Below are 21,476 nucleotides of genomic sequence, written 5' to 3' on the forward strand. Positions count from 1 at the left end.
CTGGCAGCTTCCCTGCGTGTGCTGCCGGCCTTGCGCAGCCGGAAATACTCCCCGAGCCCGGGATGAACCGGGCCGCCGGGCCTGCCCCGGAACCCGGCACGCCTTGCCCATTTCCGGCACGTGTACCGGTTAAAGCCCAGTGACTCGGCAGCCCGGGCCACATTACCCAACCGATCCAGAACCGAGAAGAACTCGTCCTTCTGCTCCTGCGTGTATTTCCTGCTGGTTCGTGGTGCTTCCGCTAAAGACGACACGGTCGTTGCAACTCCCAATTTTCATTGAGTGTTGCAACGACCGCTAGAACTCGCCGCCCTCCGATTGGGCGCTAAGTGACCCCGCGTTGCGTTGGATCGTCCGGTGGGTGGTGTGACGCACGTCATTACCGGCCAGTAAAAACTGGCGAACAGGCAGCGGAAAACAGGCAACACCCGGGAAACACTGCGGAAAAATCGGCCCCCTACGCTGGGATTCATCAAGCACACCGGCCGCACGATGGCCACCCAGCGAAAGGGCCTGCAGATGTCCGCTCCGGCATTGTCTCCCACGTCCGACACCTCCTCCTCGACGGCCGCCGCTTCCGGCACCGCCTCTCCCACGACGGCCGGCCGGCCCCGGATTGTGATCGCCGGCGCCGGCCCGGCCGCGCAGGCCCTGGTCCGCCAGCTCACCCGGACCCCGTTTGCCGGCGCCATCACCGTGCTCAGCAACCGGGACGACGCGCCGGATGAACTGCTGGAGCTCGCCGTCCTGCCCCAGGTGTCGGTCCGCTTCGGCCAGCCGGCCAGCTACATCGACGCGGAGAACCGCCGCGTGACCACCGCCGACGGCTTGGAGTTAAACTACGACGAGCTCGTCATCGCCACCGGGTCCGCCCCCGCCGAAGCGCCGGTGGAGGGCGCCGCACGCTGCCTGAGCTACTCCACGATCGACGACGCCGCCCGGCTGGGCGAAGCCGTCAAAGACGTCACGCGGGTCCTCGGCAGGCGCCCCCTGGGCATCCTGGTCGGTACCGGCTCCGCCGCCGGCCAGGCCGAGGCCGTCCTCCGGGCCCGCGGCGTCCGCCCGGTCCGCACCACTATCCGTCCCGCCGCCGTCGTTCCCACCCTCGCAGGATCCGTCCTGCCAGCCTCCGGCATCCTCTTCGAGGACGGCTCCAGCATGAACGGTGACCTTGTGATCCTCGCCGAGGAGCGCATCGCCCGCGACGAGCTGGCCGCCACCGCGGGGCTCGTCACCGCAGCCGGCGGCGGGATCGTCATCAGCCAGGACTTCCGCACGTCCGTGCCGGGCATCTGGGCGATCGGTGACGCCGCGGCCTACGACGGCGTCCGGCTGGGGCTGCTGGTGGCTTCCGGTTCCGCCGCCTCCGTGTGCGCTTCCCAGCTGCTGGAGGCCGCCATGGCCCGGCCCCTCGCGGCGGCCGCCTGAGCTGGCCGGCACCGGGCCGCCGGGCGCACCGGGACTGTCCAGACGGGCGCGTCCTCCTGTGGCAAGATGGTCAGCGATGAGCCGCGAACCGTGCGGCGCCGACCGGGCCTACAGGCCCACAGGCCCGGGAAGGGACCGCCGCGTCCCAGGCCCGCCAGGAAAGGGACCACCATGAGCCACGAAGCCGCCACCGCGGGCACGCCCGACATTGCTTCCTACATCGACCACACTCTCCTCAAGCCGGAGGCCAGCGAGGCTGAGATCCTCAAGGTTTGCGCCGAGGCGGCCGAGTACCACTTCAAGTCGGTCTGCGTGAACCCGGTCTGGGTCAAAACCGTCCAGACCGCGCTCAAGGGCACCGGGGTGCTGACGTGCTCAGTGGTTGGATTCCCGCTGGGCGCCACGCCGAGCGACGTCAAGGCCTTCGAGGCCCGGGGCGCCGTCCTGGACGGAGCCGAAGAGGTGGACATGGTCATCAACATCGCCGCAGCCCGCGCCAATGACAAGGGCACGCTGGTGGATGACATCACTGCCGTCGCCGAAGCCGTCCACGACGGCGGGGCGATCCTGAAGGTGATTATCGAAACGGCGCTGCTGAGCGATGACCAGAAGGTGCTCGCCTGCCAGGCCGCGGTGGAGGCCGGGGCCGACTTCGTCAAGACGTCCACCGGCTTCAACGGCGGCGGGGCCACTGCCGAGGACGTCGCCCTGATGCGCCGCACGGTGGGCAATCGGCTGGGGGTCAAGGCCTCCGGCGGCGTGCGTTCCCTGGCTGATGCACAGGCTATGATTGCTGCAGGTGCAACACGTATTGGCGCCAGCTCCGGTATCGCAATCGTCAAGGGTGAACAGGGTTCGTCCGCGTACTGATCCGGCGGCGCCACAGTTTTGAGCCCCCCGGGGCCGAGGAGGAACGAATGTCCAGCAACACCACCAAGAGCCCGCAGACCGAGAACAGCCTTGGCTCGTCCATCGTTCTCTTTGCCCTGATGATGATCCTCTTCGCCGGTGCGATCTACTCGCTGTCCTTCCTCACGCTGGAGAACCCCTGGCCGATGGCCGTCTGCCTTGGCCTGTTCGCCCTGGCGTTCTGGATCCCGCAGACGCTGCTGGGCCGCTCGGACTCGGCCGGAGAAAACTAGGCTCCACTGTTCTTAAAACGAGGAAGGCTCCGGATATCCGGAGCCTTCCTCGTTTAACGCGCACCATTTAACGCGTACCGGCTCATTAGGGCAGCAGCGCGAACAGGCTCCTGAGCAGTCCGGTGCCCAGCGCCAGTGCTGCCGGGAAGTGCGCCTTGGCCACGGCCAGTCCCGCGCCAAAGATCCCCACCATCGCGTAGCCGCTGACCGGGATAAGGACCAGCCATTCCCGCCGTGAGCCCGCCCGCCCCAGCAACGGGATGGAGAACGCCCCGTTGGCTTTCCAGACGTTTTTGAGCAACGGCAGTTTCCGCATAACCTTCGGCGGCTTGATCACGAGCGGCCAGAGCAGCGGCACTCCCCCGGTGGTGATCATGTCACCCACAATGTGCACCAGCACGCCGGTGAGCATCGAAACCGGGAGCCAGGTCCACTGGTGCGGCGCAAACCACGTCACAAGCCCTGCCATGACAAGGGCGAAGATCCAGTTGCTGATCCAGCCGTACTTCGGGAAAAGTTTCAGGGCCTTCGCGGCGATGTTGATCATGAACATGCACAACAGCCCGGCCCCGACGGACAACAGCCCCCACTGGGTCTGCACCTGCAACTGCCCGGCAATCATGGCCAGCAGCACGAAGAACGCCGCGCCCAGCACGGAGTGCGTGCCCTGCCGGTGGCCGCCGCTGACGTTCTCGATTCCGCGCGCCACGAGGTTGGACAGCGGCGGCAGCGCGTGCGCCACGGTGCTGGCGCGGTGGTCCCAGTCGCAGACCAGCGCGGTCCCCGCCGTCGCCATGGCACCGATCACGATTCCTGTGGGGTCCAGCGGGTACCAGCCCAGGGCGTACGGGCCGGTCGAGGCAATGGCTACCCACGCCGCGGCTCCCGACGCCGCGTGGTGTCCTCCCATCATGGTCTAACCCCTGGTCTGTTCGAGCGGAACAGGAACGTCGGTGAAGATGTTGCGGATGACGCCGTTGGCCCACTCCAGGATTTCGGCGTCCTGCAGGTCCCTGCCGCCGATCCTCGCGGTCTTGGGCTTGGGGATGAGCACCGCGTCCAGCGCCGGCTTCGCCTGCGCGCCCGGGTACATGCGGGTGAGGCGCATGAGCTTGGACTCGGGCAGCTGGGCCGGGGAGAACTTGATGAAGTTGCCCTGCAGCGCGACGTCGGACAGTCCGGCCTCGCGGGCCCCCACCCGGAAGCGGGCGACGTCGATCAGGTTCTTCGCCGGCAGCGGCAGCTCGCCGTAGCGGTCCACGAGCTCGGCCTGGACCTCCTCGATGGCCTCGGGCGTGAGCGCGGCCGCCAGCTTGCGGTAGGCCTCAAGGCGCAGCCGTTCGCCGGGCACGTAGTCGTGCGGCAGGTGCGCGTTGACGGGCAGCTCGATCTTCATCTCGGCGGCCTTTTCCTCGGCCTCGCCCCGGTATTCGGCCACGGCCTCGCCCACCAGCCGGATGTACAGGTCGAATCCGACGCCCTGGATGTGGCCGGACTGTTCGCCGCCGAGCAGGTTGCCTGCGCCGCGGATTTCCAGGTCCTTCATGGCCAGCTGCATGCCGGCGCCGAGCTCGTTGTGTGTGGCCACGGCCTTGAGGCGTTCCAGCGCCACCTCGCCCAGGGGCTTTTCCGAGGGGTAGAGGAAGTAGGCGTACGCCCGCTCCCGGCCGCGGCCCACGCGGCCGCGCAACTGGTGCAGCTGCGACAGTCCGTACTTGTCCGCCCCGTCCACGATCAGGGTGTTGGCGTTGGAGATATCCAGCCCGGTCTCGATGATGGTGGTGCAGACCAGGACGTCGAAGCGCTTTTCCCAGAAGTCCACGATGATCTGTTCGAGCCGGCTTTCGGACATCTTGCCGTGGGCGACCTCCACCCGGGCCTCCGGGACCAGCTCGCGGATCTTCGCCGCGGTGCGGTCGATCGTGGAGACCCTGTTGTGAACGAAGAACACCTGCCCTTCCCGCATGAGCTCACGGCGGATGGCGGCGGAGGTCTGTTTGTCCGTGTACGGACCCACGTAGGTCAGCACAGGGTGGCGCTCCTCGGGCGGAGTCGCCAGGGTGGAGGTTTCGCGGATGCCGGTCAGGGACATCTCCAGGGTCCGGGGAATCGGTGTGGCGCTCATGGCCAGGACGTCCACGTTGGTGCGCATCTTCTTCAGCGCCTCTTTGTGCTCGACGCCGAAGCGCTGCTCCTCGTCCACAATCACCAGGCCCAGGTCCTTGAAGCCGAAGTCCTTGGACAACAGCCGGTGGGTGCCGATGACGACGTCGACGGCGCCGCTCTTGACCCCCTCGGCCGTCTCCTTGGCCTCCTTCGCGCCCTGAAAGCGGGACAGCGGCCTGACCCGGAGCGGGAAGCCGGAGAACCGCTCGGTGAAGGTCTCGTAGTGCTGTTGGGCCAGCAGCGTGGTGGGCACCAGCACGGCCACCTGCTTGCCGTCCTGGACCGCCTTGAACGCCGCGCGGACGGCGATCTCGGTCTTGCCATAACCGACGTCGCCGGAGATGAGCCGGTCCATCGGGATCTCGCGCTCCATGTCGGCCTTGACCTCGTTGATGGTGGTCAGCTGGTCCGGGGTCTCCACGTACGGGAAGGCCTCCTCCAGTTCACGCTGCCACGGAGTGTCCGCGGCGAACGCGTGGCCGCGGGACGCCATCCGGGCCGAGTACAGCCGGATGAGTTCGCCGGCGATTTCCTTGACCGCCTTGCGGGCCTTGGACTTGGTGCTCGCCCAGTCCGCGCCGCCCATTTTGCTCAGCGCGGGTGCGTCCCCGCCGACGTAGCGTGTGACCTGGTCCAGCTGGTCGGTGGGCACGAAAAGCCGGTCACCCGGGGCGCCGCGCTTGGACGGGGCGTATTCGAGGACCAGATATTCCCGGACGCCGTCGCCGCCGCCAGCCACTTTGCGCTGAATGAGCTCCACGAAGCGGCCGATGCCGTGCTGTTCGTGGACCACGAAGTCGCCGGCCACAAGCTGCAGCGGGTCCACCGCGTTCCGCCGTTTGGAGGGCATCCGGCGCATGTCTTTCGTGGACCCAGCGGAGGTCCGGCCGAGCAGGTCCGCCTCGGTCAGCAGGGCCACCTTCAGCGGATCCAGGACAAAGCCGCGTCCGACGGCGGCGGTGGTCACCTCGATCAGCCCGGGCTGCGGCTCCTCGGCGAGCGCGTCCACCCGGGCGCAGGGGATGTTGTTGTCATGGAAGAGTTCGGCCAGGCGCTGGGCCGGCCCTGGGCCCTCGGTTACCACCACGATCCGCCACTGGTCGCGGACGCGGGAGCCGATGAAGTCCATCATCTCAGCCACTTCACCCTGGTAGCCGCGGGGTTCGCGGGCGTGCAGGTTCAGGACGTCGACGTCGGGCAGGAGTTCCTCGTCGGTGGCCAGGGACGTGATAGACCACCAGGAGACCCCGTGGGCGAGGGCTGTGGTGCGGGTGTCGGCCAGCGACCGGAAGCTGGCCGAATGCAGGGCCTCCGACGCCTGGGAGCTCAAATCAAGAGGCGCGGCACCGCCGTCGGAAGCCGTAGACCAGGCAGCTTCAAGGAATTCCTCGTTCGTGGCGGCGAGGTCGTGGGCACGGGTGCGGACCTTTTCCGGTTCGATCACCACGGCAACGGACCCGGACGGGAGCTGGTCCAGGAACGGGACCATGGCGTCCACGAGAACGGGCGCCAGCGATTCCATGCCCTCCACCGTGATGCCGCCGGCGATCTTCTCCAGCATGTCCGCCGCTGCCGGCAGCTGGGACTTCAGCGTCGCCGCCCGGGACATGACAGACGGGGTAATGAGGATTTCCCGGCAGGGCGGGGCGTGCAGCTCGGTGGGGTGATGGACACCGGGTGCCGAGAGCGAGCGCTGGTCGGCGACGGCGAACCAGCGCATCTGTTCGACTTCGTCGCCGAAGAACTCGACCCGGATCGGGTGGTCCTCGGTGGGCGGGAAGACATCCAGCATGCCGCCGCGCACCGCGAATTCGCCGCGCCGGGTGACCATGTCCACGCGGGCGTATGCTGCTGCCGCCAGGTTTTTGACCACGTCGCCGAACGGGACGTCCTGGCCGACGGTCAGGGTCACGGGTACCAGCTCGCCGAGGCCCGCCACGATGGGCTGGACCACGGCGCGGACCGGCGCCACCACAACGCGCAGGGCACCGGCACCGGCGGATTCCGGGTGGGCCAGGCGGCGGAGCACGGACAGCCGCCGGCCCACCGTGTCCGAGCGCGGGGAGAGCCGTTCGTGCGGGAGGGTTTCCCAGCTGGGGAACTCGGCGATCGATCCGGCCGGGAGATAGGCGCGCAGCGCCTCTGCCAGGTCTTCGGCTTCCCGTCCCGTCGCCGTGACGGCCAGGACGACGGGCGCACCGGCGCCGCTGCCCTGGGCGTCCGCCCCGCCGGAGGCCGCGTCGGACGATTCGTCAGCCAGGGCAGCGAGGCCGTCGGCGATTTCGGCGAGCAGCGTCGCCCGCAGGCCGGCCGGGGCGCTGATCTGGTAGTCCTCGCTGCGGGCGGCGAATCCGCGGGAGGCCTCGGCCCGGACGCGGGCGTAGTTTCGGTCCTCGGCGAGGACGCGGCGCAGACCGGTGAGTGAGGGGCCGTTGAGGCTCATGTCTGAAGCTCCTGGTGTGTTCACGAATGCAGGCAACACGAATAGCCGAAATTCGCAAGAATCCCGGGGCTTCCAAGCCTACCGCGCAGCCCGGGGCCGCCCACACACGGCCGCCAGCACCTGTCCGTGCCCGGCTGCCGCTGACTCCTTCCCGGCATGCGGGCTAGGCTGGCGAGAAAGGACCTGCCACAAATTACCGCCGGCGGCCATCCGGGCCGGCCGGCGGACCGAATGGCTTGGTGGGCGGCTTGCCAGTCCGGAAGCCTGCCACCTGAGCGCAAACGCTGGATGAGTAGGAGCCACCCATGAACGGCACACCCACCGCCCCGGAACCGACGCCGGAGCAGCTTCAGCCCGTCATCCCCAAGGCGGCGCACGCCAAAACCGTCCTCGTCACCGGCGCCACCGGGTACATCGGCGGCCGCCTGGTTCCCCGGCTCCTGGAAGCCGGGCACACAGTTAAAGTCGTGGTCCGGACGCCGGCCAAGATCGCCGGCGTGCCGTGGCTGGACGACGTCGAGGTGGTCCAGGGCAGCCTCGACGACGGCGCCGCCCTGCGGAAGGCGCTCGACGGCGTGGACGTCCTCTACTACCTGGTCCACTCCATGGCCGCCGGGAAGGGCTTCGAAGCCAAGGAAAAGGCCATGGCCGGCACGGCCGCCCGCGCGGCGGCCGCGGCAGGAGTGGACCGCATTGTGTACCTTGGCGGACTGCACCCGGCCGGTACCGAACTGTCCACCCACATGCGCTCCCGCGAGGCGGTGGGGAAGGTGTTCCTGGACAGCCCGGTGGACGCAGTGGTCTTCCAGGCCGGCGTCGTCATCGGCTCTGGCTCGGCGTCGTTCGAAATGATCCGGCACCTGTCCGAGACGCTGCCGCTGATGCCCGCGCCGAGTTGGGTGCGCAACAAGATCGAGGCGATCGCCGTCCGGGACGTGCTGCACTACCTCGTGGCCGCGGCCTCGCTGGAAGGAAGCACCAACCGCACGTTCGATATCGGCTGCCGCCAGGTGCTGACCTACGCGGAGATGATGCAGGAATACGCAGCAGAGGCCGGGCTGCCTCACCGGGTGGTGCTGGCGCTGCCCGTCCCCGCGCCCAAGCTGGCCGGCATGTGGGTTGCCCTGGTCACCCCGATCCCGCTGGCCATGTCGCTGCCGCTGGTCGAATCGCTCCAGCACGACGCCGTCTCCCGGGAACATGACATCGACGCCCGCATCGCCGTGCCGGCGGGCGGGCTGACCCCCTACCGGCGGGCCGTGGCCCTCGCCTTGGGCAAGGAACGCGACGGCCAGGTCGAAACCACGTGGGCCAGCGCCGGCGTCGACGCCGATCCCCTCCCCAGCGACCCGGACTGGGCAGGGTATCGGGTGTACGTGGATGAGCGCAGCTTCCCCAGCGACGTGGACCCGCAGCACGTCTGGACCATCATCGAAGGAATTGGCGGCCGCAACGGCTGGTACTCGCTTCCGCTGGCGTGGCAGGTGCGCGGCTGGCTGGACAAGCTCACCGGCGGCGCCGGCCTGCTCCGGGGGCGCCGGCACCCGCATCTGCTGGCGGAGGGCGAAGTGGTGGACTGGTGGCGGGTCGAACGGATCGACCGCGGGCGGCTGCTGCGCCTGCGCGCCGAAATGCGGGCCCCGGGGCGGGCCTGGCTCGAGCTCTCGGTGGAGCCGGAGGGGACGGGCAGCCGCTACCTCCAGCGGGCCATCTTCTTCCCCAAGGGCCTCAGCGGCCGCCTTTACTGGCTCGCCGTGCTGCCGTTCCACAGCGTCATATTTCCCGCGATGTCGCGGAATATCACCGCCGCCGCGCGGGAACTGGAAAACCTCGAGTCGGAGCCTGCCGGGCGCACCACGTAGGATGTTGAAGCCCGAAACGTCCACTTCCACATCACGGAGGACCCCCATGGCCCTGAGTGCATCCACTACCGTTCCGCACAGCGTCGACCGCATTACCGCGGTTTTCGTCAACGAAGACTTCCTGCGCCACACGAGCGAGCTCGTCGGCGGCACCCTGGAATCGTTCGCCCTCGAAGGCGACCCCGCCGCCGCCTTCAGCACCACCACCGTGCGCACCATCCCCACCACCCGGATGCCCGACCTGGCCCGGAAATTTGTCGGCGAAAGCCTGAAGGTCACCCAGCTCGAAAGCTGGGAGGCCCCGGCAGCCGACGGCTCCCGGCAGAGCAAGATCTCGCTCAAGGTCGCCGGCGCACCGCTGGACGTGAACGCCGTCCAGCGTCTCGTATCCGAGGGTGGCAGCACCCGGATCGAGCTCGAAGGCAACGTGACCTCCTCGGTGCCGTTCCTCGGCGGCAAGATCGCCGATGCAGCAGAGCCGATGGTCGGCAAGGCCCTGAACCTGCAGTCCCAGCAGGCCCAGGCCTGGCTCGAGAGCCACTAGCGCCGTGGAGCTGCCAGCGTTCCTCGCCGTCGTCCTGGTGGTCTCCGGTGTTTGGTCCCTGGTGGTCTGGCCGCAGTTCCTGCGCCGGGTCAGAAAGGACCCGCGGGCCCGCGATGCCGACGGCAAGGCCACGCGCTTCCTGACCGTCCACGTCGTCCTCGTCAGCATCTCCATGGTGCTTGGGGCCGCGACGGCGGCCATCGGCATCGCGGGGCTGGTCAGCTAGCCCCCGAAACACCGGCGGCGGCACTGCGCATACCGCGCCCGCCGCCGCCGGCGCTAGAATCGGCAAAAAGGTGGACCACTGAAAGGGGACACCCCTTTGCTACCCCGTCGTGCGGCCATCTGGGCCCTGGGCACCTATGCCCTTTCGCTGGGCCTGATTGCTTTTTGGCCCGTCCCCGTTGACCGCGACGCGTCCGGATTCTTGGCGCAGTGGTTGCAGGACCTCCACCGCGGGGGCGTTCCACGATGGTTCGATTACGCCGTGGTGGAATTCAGCGCCAACGTGATCTTGTTCTTTCCGCTGGGCGCCTTGGTCGCCCGGATCCTCGGCCCGCGGTACTGGTGGGGAGGGGTGGCTACGGGTTTCCTGCTCTCCGTCCTCATCGAACTTGCCCAGTTCGCCCTTCTTCCCGCCCGCTTTGCCTCCGTCGCCGACGTCGCCGCGAACACCCTCGGCGGGTTGCTCGGCGCCCTCCTGGCCCGGGCGCTCATGGCCCGCGGCAACCCTGTGCGAAAACGGCGGCCAGCACGTACGCTGTGAACTAGCCACGCGGGAGGACATTGAGCTATGCGGATCTCGGTCATCGGCTGCGGTTACCTGGGTGCGGTCCACGCTGCGTGTATGGCGAAACTGGGTCATGACGTCGTCGGCATCGACGTCGACGAACACAAAGTGGAACAACTATCAGCGGGCCATGCTCCCTTTTACGAGCCTGTCCTGGATGAACTCCTTGCCGAGCTTGAAGAATCGGGGCGACTGCGGTTCACGTCCGACTTGGCGGCCGCCCGCGGCGCCGAAGTCCATTTCGTTTGCGTCGGGACCCCGCAGAAACGCGGCGAAAACGGCGCCGACCTGCGCTACGTGGACGCCGCCGTCGAGGCTCTCGCCGCCCAGCTCTCCCCCGGCGACGTCGTCGCCGGGAAGTCCACGGTGCCGGTGGGAACCGCCGCGCGGCTGGCCGAGGTGATTGCGGAGACGGAGCCTGGTGCCACGCTGGTCTGGAATCCTGAGTTCCTGCGCGAGGGCCACGCCGTGACGGACACCCTGAACCCGGACCGGTTCGTCTACGGAACACCCGACGGCAGCGAAGAACATCCTGCCGTGGCCGTCCTGGACCGGGTCTACGAGGTTCCGCTGGCGGGCGGAATCCCCCGGCTGGTGACGGACTTTGCCACCGCAGAGCTCGTGAAGACGGCCGCCAACTCGTTCCTCGCCACGAAGATTTCATTTATCAATGCCATGGCCGAGGTCTGCGAGGCCACGGGGGCCGACGTCACGCGGCTGGCTGATGCGATCGGCCTCGACGAGCGGATCGGGCGGAAGTTCCTGAACGCAGGTATCGGGTTCGGCGGCGGTTGCCTGCCCAAGGACATCCGCGCGTTCATGGCCCGGGCCGGGGAGCTGGGCGCGGACCAGGCACTGACGTTCCTGCGCGAAGTGGACGCCATCAACATGCGGCGCCGCACCCGGGTGGTGGAGCTGACGCGGGAACTGTGCGGCGGGTCCCTGCTGGGCCAGCGGATCGCGGTGCTGGGGGCCGCCTTCAAGCCCGAGAGCGACGACGTCCGGGACTCCCCCGCGCTCAGTGCCGCCGCGCAGCTCCAATTGCAGGGTGCGGTGGTGACGGTGACCGATCCCCAGGCACTGACCAATGCGGCCAAACGCTTTCCCGAACTCCCGTTGGAACCCGATCTGGAAACCGCGCTGAACAGGGCCGACGCCGTGCTGCTCCTCACCGAATGGCGGGTGTACCGGGAACTGGATCCGCACGCCGTCAAAGCGCTTGTGTCCGTGCCGCGCATCCTCGATGGCCGCAATGTCCTGGACCCGGCCAAGTGGCGTGCTGCCGGGTGGATCTACAGGGGTCTCGGGCGGCCCTGATCCTGCCACGGCGGCCTCGTTCACCGCCCAGCGGCGGCCGGTCCTACTGCGAGACGGCTTGCCCGAGGGCGTCTTCGGCCGCTACCCAGGAGAGCATGGCGCACTTGACCCGGGCAGCGTAGCGGGACACACCCTCGAACGCGGCCGCGTCGCCCAGCAGTTCCGGGTCCGCCGGCACCTTGCCGCGGGAGCGAAGCACGTCGCGGAAGTTGCCAATCACGGTGCGGAGTTCCTCGGTGGTCATGCCCTCGGCAAGGTCCGTCAGCACGGAGGCCGAGGCCATCGAGATGGAGCAGCCGTCGCCGTCCCAGCGCAGCTCACTGACTTTGCCGCCGGCCACGGACACGCGGACCGTGATTTCGTCGCCGCAGGTCGGATTCAGCTGGTGGGACTGGCCGCTGGCACCCACGGGAGCTGCCGCCGCGGCCAGGCCGCTGCCGTGCCGGGCCTTGGAGTGGTCCAGGATGATCTGCTGGTAGAGCTGGTCAAGACTCATGGATGTCCGCCCTAGGCGTGGAAGTAGGCACGGACGTCGGCGACCGCATTGAGGAATGCGTCCACATCGTCCGTGGTGTTGTACAGGTAGGTGCTGGCTCGGGTCGTGGCCGTCAGCCCCAGCCGGCGGTGCAGCGGCTGGGCGCAGTGGTGGCCCACCCGCACCGCGATGCCGCGGCTGTCCAGGAACTGGCCGACGTCGTGCGCGTGGACGCCGGCGACGTCGAACGCCGCCAGGCCGATCCGTTCCTGGCCCGCTGCCGGGCCCAGCACGCGGATCCCGGGGATGGCCGACAGGCCCTGCACGAGCCGCTGGCCCAGCTCGGCTTCCCAGGCATGGATGCGGTCCATCCCGGTTTCGCTGAGATAGTTCACCGCCGCGGCGAGCGCAACAGCCTGCGAGATGCGCTGCGTGCCGGCCTCGAAGCGCTGCGGACTCGGCAGGAAGCCCGCCCGTTCCATGGTGACAGTGGTGATCATCGAGCCGCCGGTCAGGAACGGCGGCAGCGAGTTGAGCAGCTCCGAGCGGCCATAGAGGGCGCCGATTCCCGTGGGGGCGAGCATCTTATGGCCAGAGAACACCGCGAAGTCGACGCCGAGCGCCTTGACGTCCAGGGGCAGGTGCGGGACGGACTGGCACGCATCGAGCACAACGAGTGCCCCCGCGGAACGAGCCAGGCCGACCAGGGCTGCCACCGGGTTGATGGTGCCCAGAACGTTGGAAGCGTGAGTGAACGCCAGGACGCGGGTGCGCGGGCCAATGATGGCGGCGGCAGCCTCCAGGTCCAGGGCGCCGGCGTCGTCGACGGGGATGAACTTCAGGACCGCTCCGGTCCGGACGGCGAGTTCCTGCCACGGGATCAGGTTGGCGTGGTGCTCCATCTCCGTGACCACGAGTTCATCGCCCGGGGCCAGGGCGAAACGGGCGGCTTCAGCGCCGGCACCGGGCAGCGACGCGTTGAGGAAGGAGTAAGTGAGAAGGTTCAGGCCCTCCGTGGCGTTGGAAGTCCAGATGAGCTCATCCGGCTCCGCCCCGACGAAGGCCGCCACGGTCTCCCGAGCGTCTTCGAAGGCCTCGGTGGCCTCGACGGCGAGGTGGTGCGCCCCGCGGTGGACCGCCGAGTTCCGCTGCTCATAGAACTCCTGCTCGGCCTCGAGCACGCTGAGCGGGTTCTGCGACGTCGCGCCGGAGTCCAGGTAGACCAGCTCTTTGCCGTTGACCCGCTGCTGCAGGATCGGGAAGTCGTTGCGGATCCTCAGGACCTCATCGTTTCCGAGCGCGACGGCAGCGCTGCGGAGGTGGGCTGGGGTGGCAACCATGGCGGAGACTCCTGGATCGGCGTTCGCTGCGGCGCACCCCCGCAGCAAACGCCGGCGGAAATACGTCACACATATTGGACTTAATTATCCCACGTTCCCACTGGCTTCCTGTGCGGGCCCCGTACAGCAGCGGCACGACCCGGCTGATCCCGGGAAATGCGTCCCCGTAATGGAGATAAGCCGCTCAACAAATCTATAGTTCCTGCAGGTCAAGGCCGCTACGATGACTTCATGCAACTGACAAACGCAGTGTCCGGGCTTCTGACCGCGACCGAAACGTCGCCGTGCAGGTAGAGCAGACCCAGCAGCCGCTGGCCCCCTCAGCTTCTCACCGTCAACTGGTTCAGGCCCTGCGGTCGAAGCAAAAGACGTCCAAGGGCGCCTCTGCCTACGCACGCTTCCTCAACCGTCCCGCGGGCCGCCATCTTGCCGCCCTGGCGTACAAGTTGAATATGACGCCCAACGGCGTGACGGCGGTGAGCGCCCTGTGCAGCTTCTCAGGGATAGCGCTGATCGCGTTCGCGCCGGCCACGGCGCTCAACAGCGTGCTGGTTGTCCTGCTGCTCGTGCTCGGCTATGCCCTTGACTCAGCTGACGGACAGCTAGCCCGGCTGCGTGGCGGCGGAAGCTTTGCCGGCGAGTGGCTGGACCACGTTGTTGATGCGGTCAAGATGGCTTCTCTCCACTTGGCGGTGCTAGTGGCGTGGTACCAGGGCTACGTCGAGCGGGGCGCATGGCTGGCTGTTCCGTTGCTCTACCAACTGCTCGCCGTGGTGCTGTTTTTCGCGATCATTTTGACCGACCAGATGAGGCGGGCACACCGCGGCTCAACCTCGACCCGACTGGCCGGGGAAGGCAACTCATCCGTTCTCTATTCCTTGGCCGTGCTGCCCACGGAGTACGGGGTGCTGTGCCTGGCATTTCTCCTGTGGGCAATCCCGCCCGTTTTTTCAGTTGTCTATGCGGTCTTTTTCGGAATCAACGCGTGCTTTCTCCTGCTGGCGCTGCCCCGCTGGTACGGCGAAATGCGAAGTTACGGTGCAGCCGATAGGGCGCAGGCAGCACCCCTCACCGAGCCCTGAGGACAGGGAAGGCCCGCGACCACCACCGGTAGCACCGGAGGGCGGCCGCGGGCAGCCCGTTTGTCCACTGCGTGTTGGTGTTATTGCCGGACCGACTCCTGGAGCCGGTACCATTCCACGGTTCCGGTGATGCCCTTCTCCAGCGGGATGCGATAGCTCCAGCCGGAGTCCGTCAGTTTGGAGACATCCAACAGCTTCTGCGGCGTTCCGTCGGGTTTGGTCGTATCCCATTTCGTTGTTCCCGTGAAGCCCACGGCGTCCGCCACGAGCCCGGCAAGTTCGGCAATGCTTACGTCGGTTCCGGTACCGACATTTACTTGCTCAGGGCCGTCATAGTGTTCCATCAGGTACAGGCAGGCCTCGGCCATGTCGTCTACATGCAGGAACTCGCGCCGCGGTGAACCGGTGCCCCAGTTCGTCACCGTTTCAGAGCCGTCGGCTACGGCTTCTGCGTACCGGCGGATCAGGGCCGGGAGCACGTGCGAGCCCTGGGCGGAGAAATTGTCGCCCGGGCCGTAGAGGTTTGTCGGCATGGCCGAGATCCAGGCCAGATGGTGCTGGCGCCGGACCGCTTGGACCTGGAGGATGCCGGCGATTTTCGCAATTGCATAGGCGTCGTTGGTCGGCTCCAGATGACCAGTGAGCAGGTATTCCTCCTTGATGGGTTGGGCCGCCATCTTGGGGTAGATGCAGGACGACCCGAGGAAAAGCAGCCGCTCGACTCCTGCCTGCTGGGCCGCGTCGAGCACGTTGACCTGGATTTGGAGGTTCTCGCTCAGAAAATCCGCGGGATAGCTGTTGTTGGCCATGATCCCGCCGACCTTGGCTGCTGCGAGGACGACGTACCGCGGCTTCGTTTCACGAAAGAACGCGAAGGTGGCATCCCGGTCTTTCAGGTCCAGCTCGTCCGAGGCACGGCCAACCAGGTTCGTAAACCCTGCCTTGGCCAGGGCACGCCACAGCGCTGATCCGGCGAGGCCGCGGTGGCCGGCGATGTAGAAAGGTGCGTCGCGCTCAAGCGGACCGGGTGTAAAACGGGGAGCCTCAGTCATGCCCGTGGCCCCAGCTGCCCAAATCCACTGTGTCGATCCAGCCGCCGGGATGCTTCAGAGCTTCCATATCGGCGTCCACCATCAGACGGGCCAATTCAGGAGTCTCCACTGTGGCTTTCCATCCGAGCTTTTCTCGTGCCTTGGAAGCATCGCCCACGAGCGCATCCACTTCGGTGGGGCGAAGGTAACGCTCGTCGAACTCGACGTGGTCTTCCCAGTTGAGCCCGGCGTGGCTGAAGGAAATTTCCAGGAAGTCACGGACGGTGTAGGCCGCCCCCGTAGCGAGCACAAAGTCATCAGGCTCGTCGGCCTGGAGCATCCTCCACATGCCTTCGACGTACTCGGCGGCGTAACCCCAGTCACGGACCGCGTCAAGGTTGCCCATGTAGAGGGTCTCCTGAAGCCCGGCACTGATGGCGGCCACAGCCCTGGTGATCTTGCGCGTGACAAAGGTTTCGCCGCGCCGGGGTGACTCGTGGTTGAACAGAACGCCGTTGACGGCGTACATTCCGTAGGCTTCCCGGTAGTTCTTGGTCACCCAGTAGCTGTAGACCTTCGCAGCCCCATACGGAGAACGCGGGTAGAACGGCGTTTCCTCGCTTTGCGGCGGCGGCGTGGCGCCAAACATTTCCGACGAGGACGCCTGGTAAAACCGGGTCTCGATTCCCGCCAGCCGCACCGCTTCCAGCATGCGCACAGAGCCGACGCCCGTGGTGTCAGCGGTGTGCTCCGGTTCGTCAAAAGAGACCCGGACGTGCGACTGGGCCGCCAGGTTGTAGACCTCGTCAGGTTTGATGTTCGCGATCAGGGTGACGAGCCGGGCCCCGTCACTCAGATCCCCGTAGTGGAGGAAGAGCTTCGCATCCGGCTCATGCGGATCAACGTACAGGTGTTCTATCCGCACCGTGTTGAAGGTGGAAGCCCTGCGAATGAGGCCGTGGACCTCGTAGCCCTTCTTGAGGAGAAGTTCGGCCAGATACGAACCGTCTTGGCCGGTAATACCGGTAATAAGCGCACGTTTAGTCACAAGGTCCCCCGAAGTCTCGAACGATGATGAACGGCAAATGTCCGGACCCCGGTGAAGGGCTCCACACGATCTGTGCTGTCATGATAAATGACGAAGATCACACTTGCGAGCACGTCTCAGGATTCAAGATGGGCAGATGCGCGGGGATCGAGGCAGCCCACCACGGCCAATGCGGCGGGAGCGAACGCTCTCCCGCCGCATGGCCGGCCGGTAGCTAGGTGGCCGGAACCACCCGTCCGTTGCGCTCCTGGCCGGTGGCCTGAAGCGAAGCGAACGAGATGTAGGCCTTGTTCCACGAGAAGCGCTTGGCGCTCGTGGCGTCCATCCGGTACGTGTTGAAGTCGAACCGGTTGTTCTTGCCGGTGTAGTACAGCGTCGGCGAAACGGGCGACAGCGTACCCAGGCCCTGAACGCCTTCGCCTGTCCGGGCCCCGGTGGCGAGTGTTACATCGTTGTTGTGGACATAGAGGTTGTGCAGATCCCAGGCGCCGTAGGTACCGCTGCCGCGGCTGCGCATCTGGGCGGTGATGCCGTTCTGGTTCCTCCCGACGACGTTCTGCCGGATCTCAACATCGGGTGAGGAGTTGACGTTGATGGCGGCTACTGCGTACAGCGAGTAGTCCATTCCCCGTCCTCCACCGGTGGCCAGGCCGTAGCCATTGCCGGTCAGCTTGTTGTCGCTGATAAGCGCCTTATAGCTGATCTCGTACCGGATTCCATCGGCGTAATTGTTGTTGATCGTATTGCCGAGAATGTTGGAGTTGATGTTGTTGATATCGAACCAAATACCTGTGCCGCGGTTGTCATGGACGTTGTTGGTGCGGACGGTCACGCCATTGGAATAGGTGCTCTTAAAGCCTCCGGCTTCCCAGTCGGCGCCCCAATAACCGGCAGTATTGTTCCGGGCAATCTCGTTGTTTTCCACGACGGTGTTATCGGAGGAGTAGTGTCCCATACCAAGCTGGCCATTTTCGACCATGGTGTTGTTCCGGACGATAGCCCTGTCTGCGTTGGAAAGCTGCAAGCCGATACCGTGGTTCCGCTTGAACACGCAGCCTTCGATGACCCAGTTGGCTCCGCCGGCCATTACGGCACCCTTTTGGGACGGGGTGGCAAAGTTGGTGAACGTCAGGCCACTCAGGGTCACGCCGTAGGCCCCGGAATTGATGGCGTGCGGGGTGCGGGCGATCTCCATGGTCGTATTGGCGGGATCACTCCCGACCCAGGTGCGGTTGTTCTGGTAGTCCTGGTAGAAGCCGTTGGCGCGCACGCTTGAGAGCTGCATGACGCGGTTCATGGCGACGCCGTTGCGGTACACCTGCTCCCGCTTCTGGCAGGGGTTGGCTTCCGCGCCGCTGATCACCTCACACTGGCCCGGGTCCGAATAGGCAGCAGGCAGCAGGCCGTTCTTGTACCAGCGGGCATTCGACCCGTCTTTGACCCATCCGGTGACAACATTGGAACCTTTGATGACTGCTGTGCCCGCGCCGCCAAGTGCCAGCAGCTTCTGACCTCGCTTGGGGCTGATGGGGCTGCTGATGCGGTATGTCCCGGCCGACACTCCGATGCGCGCGCCTTCCGGGGCGGCATTGATCGTTGCCTGAATGGACCCGCCAGCGGGAACGGTGGCGTCAACCACCGGCGTGGCAGCTGTTGATGGCGCAACAAATCCGAGGGCCAACACGCCCATGAGCGCCGCGACCGCGGCGGCACGGCGGGCCCTTCCGGGCGGGAGTGGCTTCATCTCAGGCATAGGCGCAAGAGTGGGGAAATTCATGTGAAATTTCTTTCTGTTGGCGAGCCCTGTCTAGGAACCCTTGGCCGCGACTCCCCCAGCGAAAATCGCGTCTCCAGCATTCAAAGGGGATTACGGACGGACACTCTAGCAAGAAATTGTTGCAAAACAGCATCCGGCCGGTCCTTGACACCACCCTGTCGCCACAGTATAGAAGCCAGCTTGGTCAGGAAGCAATGTCCCATTCAAGCGGGGAGGACCGCCCCAGCCGTATCGTTTCCTGCGTTCTGCCAACCCTTGAAATCCAGGGTCCCACCATTGAAATTAAATTTGTGCGCGTCGGCGTCGTCGAGGATGTACCGGTTGTCCTGAAACCTGACGCCGCCCCGGTCCGACTCCCGGGTCGGGGCGCCGGACTCGACGTAGCCCGTGGTCGATGTGGTCGGCGCGCTCAAGTCGATGACGTTTCCCTTCACCACCACCTTTTCCAGGACGTACTTGCCCCACGGCCCGTTACCCCTCGACCGCGCCTGGACGCCGATTCCGTTGAGGTTGCCGCCCACAGCGTTGTCCTCAATCGTGACGTCGCTGCTGGTGTTCACCGTGATGCCCGCCCCGGTGAGCAACCCGGTGCCGGCGCCCCGCTTCAGGGCGAGTCCATTACCGGTCACCTTGTTGCCGGTGATGCGCCCGTCGCGGCTGATTTCGTACCGAATGCCGCAAGCCGCATTTCCGCCTATTTTATTGTCAGTGATGACGACGCCGTCCCCTGCCAGATCTATCCAGACGCCAACGCCGAGGTTGTCTGATACATCATTGTTGATGATGGTTGAGGACGATCTTGTGACTTTTATTCCGCCCGCTTCCCAATCGGCACGCCAAAAATCCGCAGTATTGTTTTTGACAATCCGGTTGTTGTCAATACGACCACCTTGGGAGCGGTATTGGCCCAAACCTAGCTGCCCGTTTGCCGTAATTGTGTTCTCCGTAATGCGTGCATTATCGGCCTGTGCGATCATTACGCCCACCCCGTGATTAGCGGTAATGACGGAATCGCGAACGGTCCAGTCCTTGCCCCCGACCACAATGGCGCCCTGCTGCGCCAAATTGGCGAATCCGCGAACGGTCAGGTGCTCGATGACAACTCCCGGCGCATCGGAGGTGACTGCCGTTCTGGTGCGGGCCAGCGTCGCAGCACGGCCCGCCGGGTCCTGCCCGAGGTAGACCACGTTGGCAGCATAATCGGCGTAAAACGTCGTTGCGTCGACGGCGCTTTTTTTCATGACGCGCCGCACTGGCCTTCCATCCAAAAAGAGGTCCTCGGCGACTTGGCACGGATTGGAGACAGTGTCCTCACACTGTCCGGACTTCTCATAGTCGGCCGGCAGGTAGCCCGCGGCAGCCCAGATGGCGCCCTCCCGGTTCCAGCGCTCCACCGGGACGTCGCCAGCCAGCACCGTGTTGTCGCTACCCCGGAGGGTTTGCAACGCCTTGGGCCGGACGGTCCGGGCCACTCTAAAAGTCCCCGGGGCCAGGCAAATTACGGCAGCCTCGGGCTGTTCATTCACCACAACGTCCAGATCTGCTCCGGGTTCCACTGAAACGGTGCAGGGTGCTGCCGGAGTACTGCCCGTGGAGTCGGACCTTGGTCCTGCGTCGGTCGCCACCGGGGAGGTTGTTGGCGGCGCAGTTGGCGGACCCGCGGAATCGGCCCCGCTGCAGCCGCTCAGTGCCAATGAGACGGCCAGCAACAAAGCACTTGGATATCCCAATCCAACACGGATCACGTCGACATCCTCTCTAGCAAGAACAGATCAGATCCGGTAGCATGCGAGCTAATTCAGCCCACCTAACGAACGGAACCATTTGCGCGTCTTATTGGTCCACAACCGCTACCGTTCGGATCATCCTAGCGGAGAGGACATGGTAGTAGAGCAGGAGCGAAAACTGCTTGAGGATGCCGGGCATGAGGTGGCCGAATATATTCGCCGCAGCGACGACATTTCCGGCATGTCGGTCGGCCGGAAAGCAGAATTGCCGATGCGGGTCACTTGGTCTCTGCAGGACCAGGCGGCGATGAAGATTGAACTGCGGCGGCAACATTTCGATGTTATTCATCTGCACAATTCGTTTCCGCTGATTAGTCCCTCGATTTTGGCCGCTGCCCGGCAATCCCATGTTCCAGTTGTCGCGACCCTGCATAACTACCGCCTTGTGTGCGCCGCCGGCACGCTGTTGCGCGACGGCCGCCCCTGCTTCGAATGCCTCCACGGCTCCCCGCTGCCGGCGCTCACGCATTCGTGTTACCGGGACAGCCGCCTCGCCACAGCTCCGCTGGCCTTCTCGATTGGGACGCACCGCGCGATGGGGACCTGGCAGCGGGGCGTGGACCGGTTCATCGTGATGAGCAAATTTGCCCAAGGGATCATGACGGAGGCTGGTTTGCCGGCCGAGCAAATCACCATCAAGCCCCATTTCATTCCCTCTCCTGCTCAGGTCCGGGAAGGACCAGGATCCTATGGGCTCTACTTGGGACGGCTCTCTGTTGAGAAGGGCGTCTCGACCCTCATCGAGTCCTGGGACCCCTCCCTCGGTACCCTGATGATCGCGGGTGACGGCCCGCTGCGCCGGGAACTCGAAGAGCAGGCAGCCGGTCACGGCAACTCCGTCCGCTTTCTCGGATCGCTCGACCGCTCTGCTGCCTTGGAACTGCTGCTGAACGCGCGCTACCTGGTCAACTCGTCGAGGGCATTTGAGACTTTCGGATTGAGCGTAGTGGAGGCGTTTGCCCATGGCGTACCCGCGGTCGTGCCCAATCAGGGGGTGTTTCCGGAACTAGTTCGAGATGGCGAGAACGGCTTCACCTTCCAGCCCGGGGATCCGCTGTCCTTGCGCAGGGCGCTGCAGGAAATTAGTAATCCTGCGGTCTCCGTGCTCGCCGGTTCAGTAGCCCGGCAGGACTACCTCTCCCACTTCACTCCGGCGAACAACCTACGCGCACTGGAGAGGATTTACGCCGAAGCCATTGCCTGCAACCCGCCCTCCCGGCCCTAATTCGCTGGTTGCCGTGCCC

General features: G+C 65.9%; 18 protein-coding genes. 10 read left to right on the forward strand and 8 right to left on the reverse strand.

Annotation, left to right across the window (positions count from 1 at the left end; translation table 11 throughout):
- Positions 1–519 precede the first annotated feature (519 nt).
- From BM372_RS14505 to BM372_RS14515, 3 genes are all read left to right on the forward strand, one after another.
- Entirely contained in the window at positions 520–1,428 is a 909-nt protein-coding gene (locus BM372_RS14505; RefSeq protein WP_090956317.1) for an FAD-dependent oxidoreductase, read from the forward strand.
- A 171-nt stretch (positions 1,429–1,599) separates the two neighbouring features.
- A complete protein-coding gene (gene deoC / locus BM372_RS14510; RefSeq protein ID WP_090956170.1) occupies positions 1,600–2,298 on the forward strand; it encodes a deoxyribose-phosphate aldolase in 699 nt (232 codons plus the stop codon).
- Between the two features lie 47 nt (positions 2,299–2,345).
- A complete protein-coding gene (locus tag BM372_RS14515) occupies positions 2,346–2,570 on the forward strand; it encodes a hypothetical protein (protein ID WP_090956171.1) in 225 nt (74 codons plus the stop codon).
- 85 nt (positions 2,571–2,655) lie between these two features.
- On the opposite strand, the gene BM372_RS14520 is transcribed toward BM372_RS14515, so the two are convergent.
- Both BM372_RS14520 and mfd read right to left on the reverse strand, forming a co-directional pair.
- Complete coding sequence (locus BM372_RS14520) at positions 2,656–3,483, reverse strand: metal-dependent hydrolase (protein WP_177236022.1); 828 nt, start codon at positions 3,481–3,483, stop codon at positions 2,656–2,658.
- Between the two features lie 3 nt (positions 3,484–3,486).
- Positions 3,487–7,179 (reverse strand): transcription-repair coupling factor, encoded by a 3,693-nt coding sequence (mfd, locus tag BM372_RS14525; RefSeq protein WP_090956172.1) that lies wholly within the window; start codon positions 7,177–7,179, stop codon positions 3,487–3,489.
- A gap of 305 nt (positions 7,180–7,484) precedes the next feature.
- Between mfd and BM372_RS14530 the strand changes: the two genes are divergently transcribed.
- From BM372_RS14530 to BM372_RS14550, 5 genes are all read left to right on the forward strand, one after another.
- Complete coding sequence (locus BM372_RS14530; RefSeq protein ID WP_090956173.1) at positions 7,485–9,041, forward strand: SDR family oxidoreductase; 1,557 nt, start codon at positions 7,485–7,487, stop codon at positions 9,039–9,041.
- Between the two features lie 46 nt (positions 9,042–9,087).
- Positions 9,088–9,585 (forward strand): DUF2505 domain-containing protein, encoded by a 498-nt coding sequence (locus BM372_RS14535; RefSeq protein ID WP_090956174.1) that lies wholly within the window; start codon positions 9,088–9,090, stop codon positions 9,583–9,585.
- A gap of 4 nt (positions 9,586–9,589) precedes the next feature.
- Positions 9,590–9,811: an SCO4848 family membrane protein gene (locus BM372_RS14540; protein WP_090956175.1), complete on the forward strand. Its 222-nt coding sequence runs from the start codon at positions 9,590–9,592 to the stop codon at positions 9,809–9,811.
- 96 nt (positions 9,812–9,907) lie between these two features.
- Complete coding sequence (locus BM372_RS14545) at positions 9,908–10,351, forward strand: VanZ family protein (RefSeq protein ID WP_177236023.1); 444 nt, start codon at positions 9,908–9,910, stop codon at positions 10,349–10,351.
- 27 nt (positions 10,352–10,378) lie between these two features.
- Positions 10,379–11,692, forward strand: coding sequence for a UDP-glucose dehydrogenase family protein (locus tag BM372_RS14550; protein WP_090956177.1), 1,314 nt, complete (start codon positions 10,379–10,381; stop codon positions 11,690–11,692).
- A 43-nt stretch (positions 11,693–11,735) separates the two neighbouring features.
- Here BM372_RS14550 and sufU read toward each other — a convergent pair whose 3' ends face one another.
- Complete coding sequence (gene sufU, locus BM372_RS14555) at positions 11,736–12,188, reverse strand: Fe-S cluster assembly sulfur transfer protein SufU (RefSeq protein ID WP_090956178.1); 453 nt, start codon at positions 12,186–12,188, stop codon at positions 11,736–11,738.
- Between the two features lie 11 nt (positions 12,189–12,199).
- On the reverse strand, positions 12,200–13,507 hold the full coding sequence (locus BM372_RS14560; protein WP_090956179.1) for an aminotransferase class V-fold PLP-dependent enzyme: 1,308 nt from the start codon (positions 13,505–13,507) through the stop codon (positions 12,200–12,202).
- 284 nt (positions 13,508–13,791) lie between these two features.
- Here BM372_RS14560 and BM372_RS14565 point away from each other — a divergent pair, with 284 nt between their 5' ends.
- On the forward strand, positions 13,792–14,589 hold the full coding sequence (locus BM372_RS14565) for a CDP-alcohol phosphatidyltransferase family protein (RefSeq protein WP_256214287.1): 798 nt from the start codon (positions 13,792–13,794) through the stop codon (positions 14,587–14,589).
- An 80-nt stretch (positions 14,590–14,669) separates the two neighbouring features.
- Here BM372_RS14565 and BM372_RS14570 read toward each other — a convergent pair whose 3' ends face one another.
- The 4 genes from BM372_RS14570 to BM372_RS14585 form a co-directional block, all read right to left on the reverse strand.
- Entirely contained in the window at positions 14,670–15,641 is a 972-nt protein-coding gene (locus tag BM372_RS14570) for a GDP-L-fucose synthase family protein (protein WP_090956180.1), read from the reverse strand.
- Complete coding sequence (gmd, locus tag BM372_RS14575; protein ID WP_090956181.1) at positions 15,634–16,668, reverse strand: GDP-mannose 4,6-dehydratase; 1,035 nt, start codon at positions 16,666–16,668, stop codon at positions 15,634–15,636. Before gmd ends, BM372_RS14570 begins: the two co-directional genes overlap by 8 nt.
- Before the next feature lie 214 nt (positions 16,669–16,882).
- The gene (locus tag BM372_RS14580) at positions 16,883–18,421 is read right to left on the reverse strand and encodes a right-handed parallel beta-helix repeat-containing protein (protein ID WP_177236024.1); all 1,539 of its coding nucleotides are present in this window, start codon (positions 18,419–18,421) and stop codon (positions 16,883–16,885) included.
- A 227-nt stretch (positions 18,422–18,648) separates the two neighbouring features.
- Positions 18,649–19,917 carry a right-handed parallel beta-helix repeat-containing protein gene (locus tag BM372_RS14585; RefSeq protein ID WP_090956183.1) on the reverse strand — a complete coding sequence of 423 codons (1,269 nt, stop codon included), beginning with the start codon at positions 19,915–19,917 and terminating at the stop codon, positions 18,649–18,651.
- A gap of 409 nt (positions 19,918–20,326) precedes the next feature.
- Between BM372_RS14585 and BM372_RS14590 the strand changes: the two genes are divergently transcribed.
- Positions 20,327–21,457 (forward strand): glycosyltransferase family 4 protein, encoded by a 1,131-nt coding sequence (locus tag BM372_RS14590; protein WP_090956184.1) that lies wholly within the window; start codon positions 20,327–20,329, stop codon positions 21,455–21,457.
- Positions 21,458–21,476 lie beyond the last annotated feature (19 nt).

Source organism: Arthrobacter sp. ov118 (assembly GCF_900116495.1).
Taxonomy (GTDB): Bacteria; Actinomycetota; Actinomycetes; order Actinomycetales; family Micrococcaceae; genus Arthrobacter.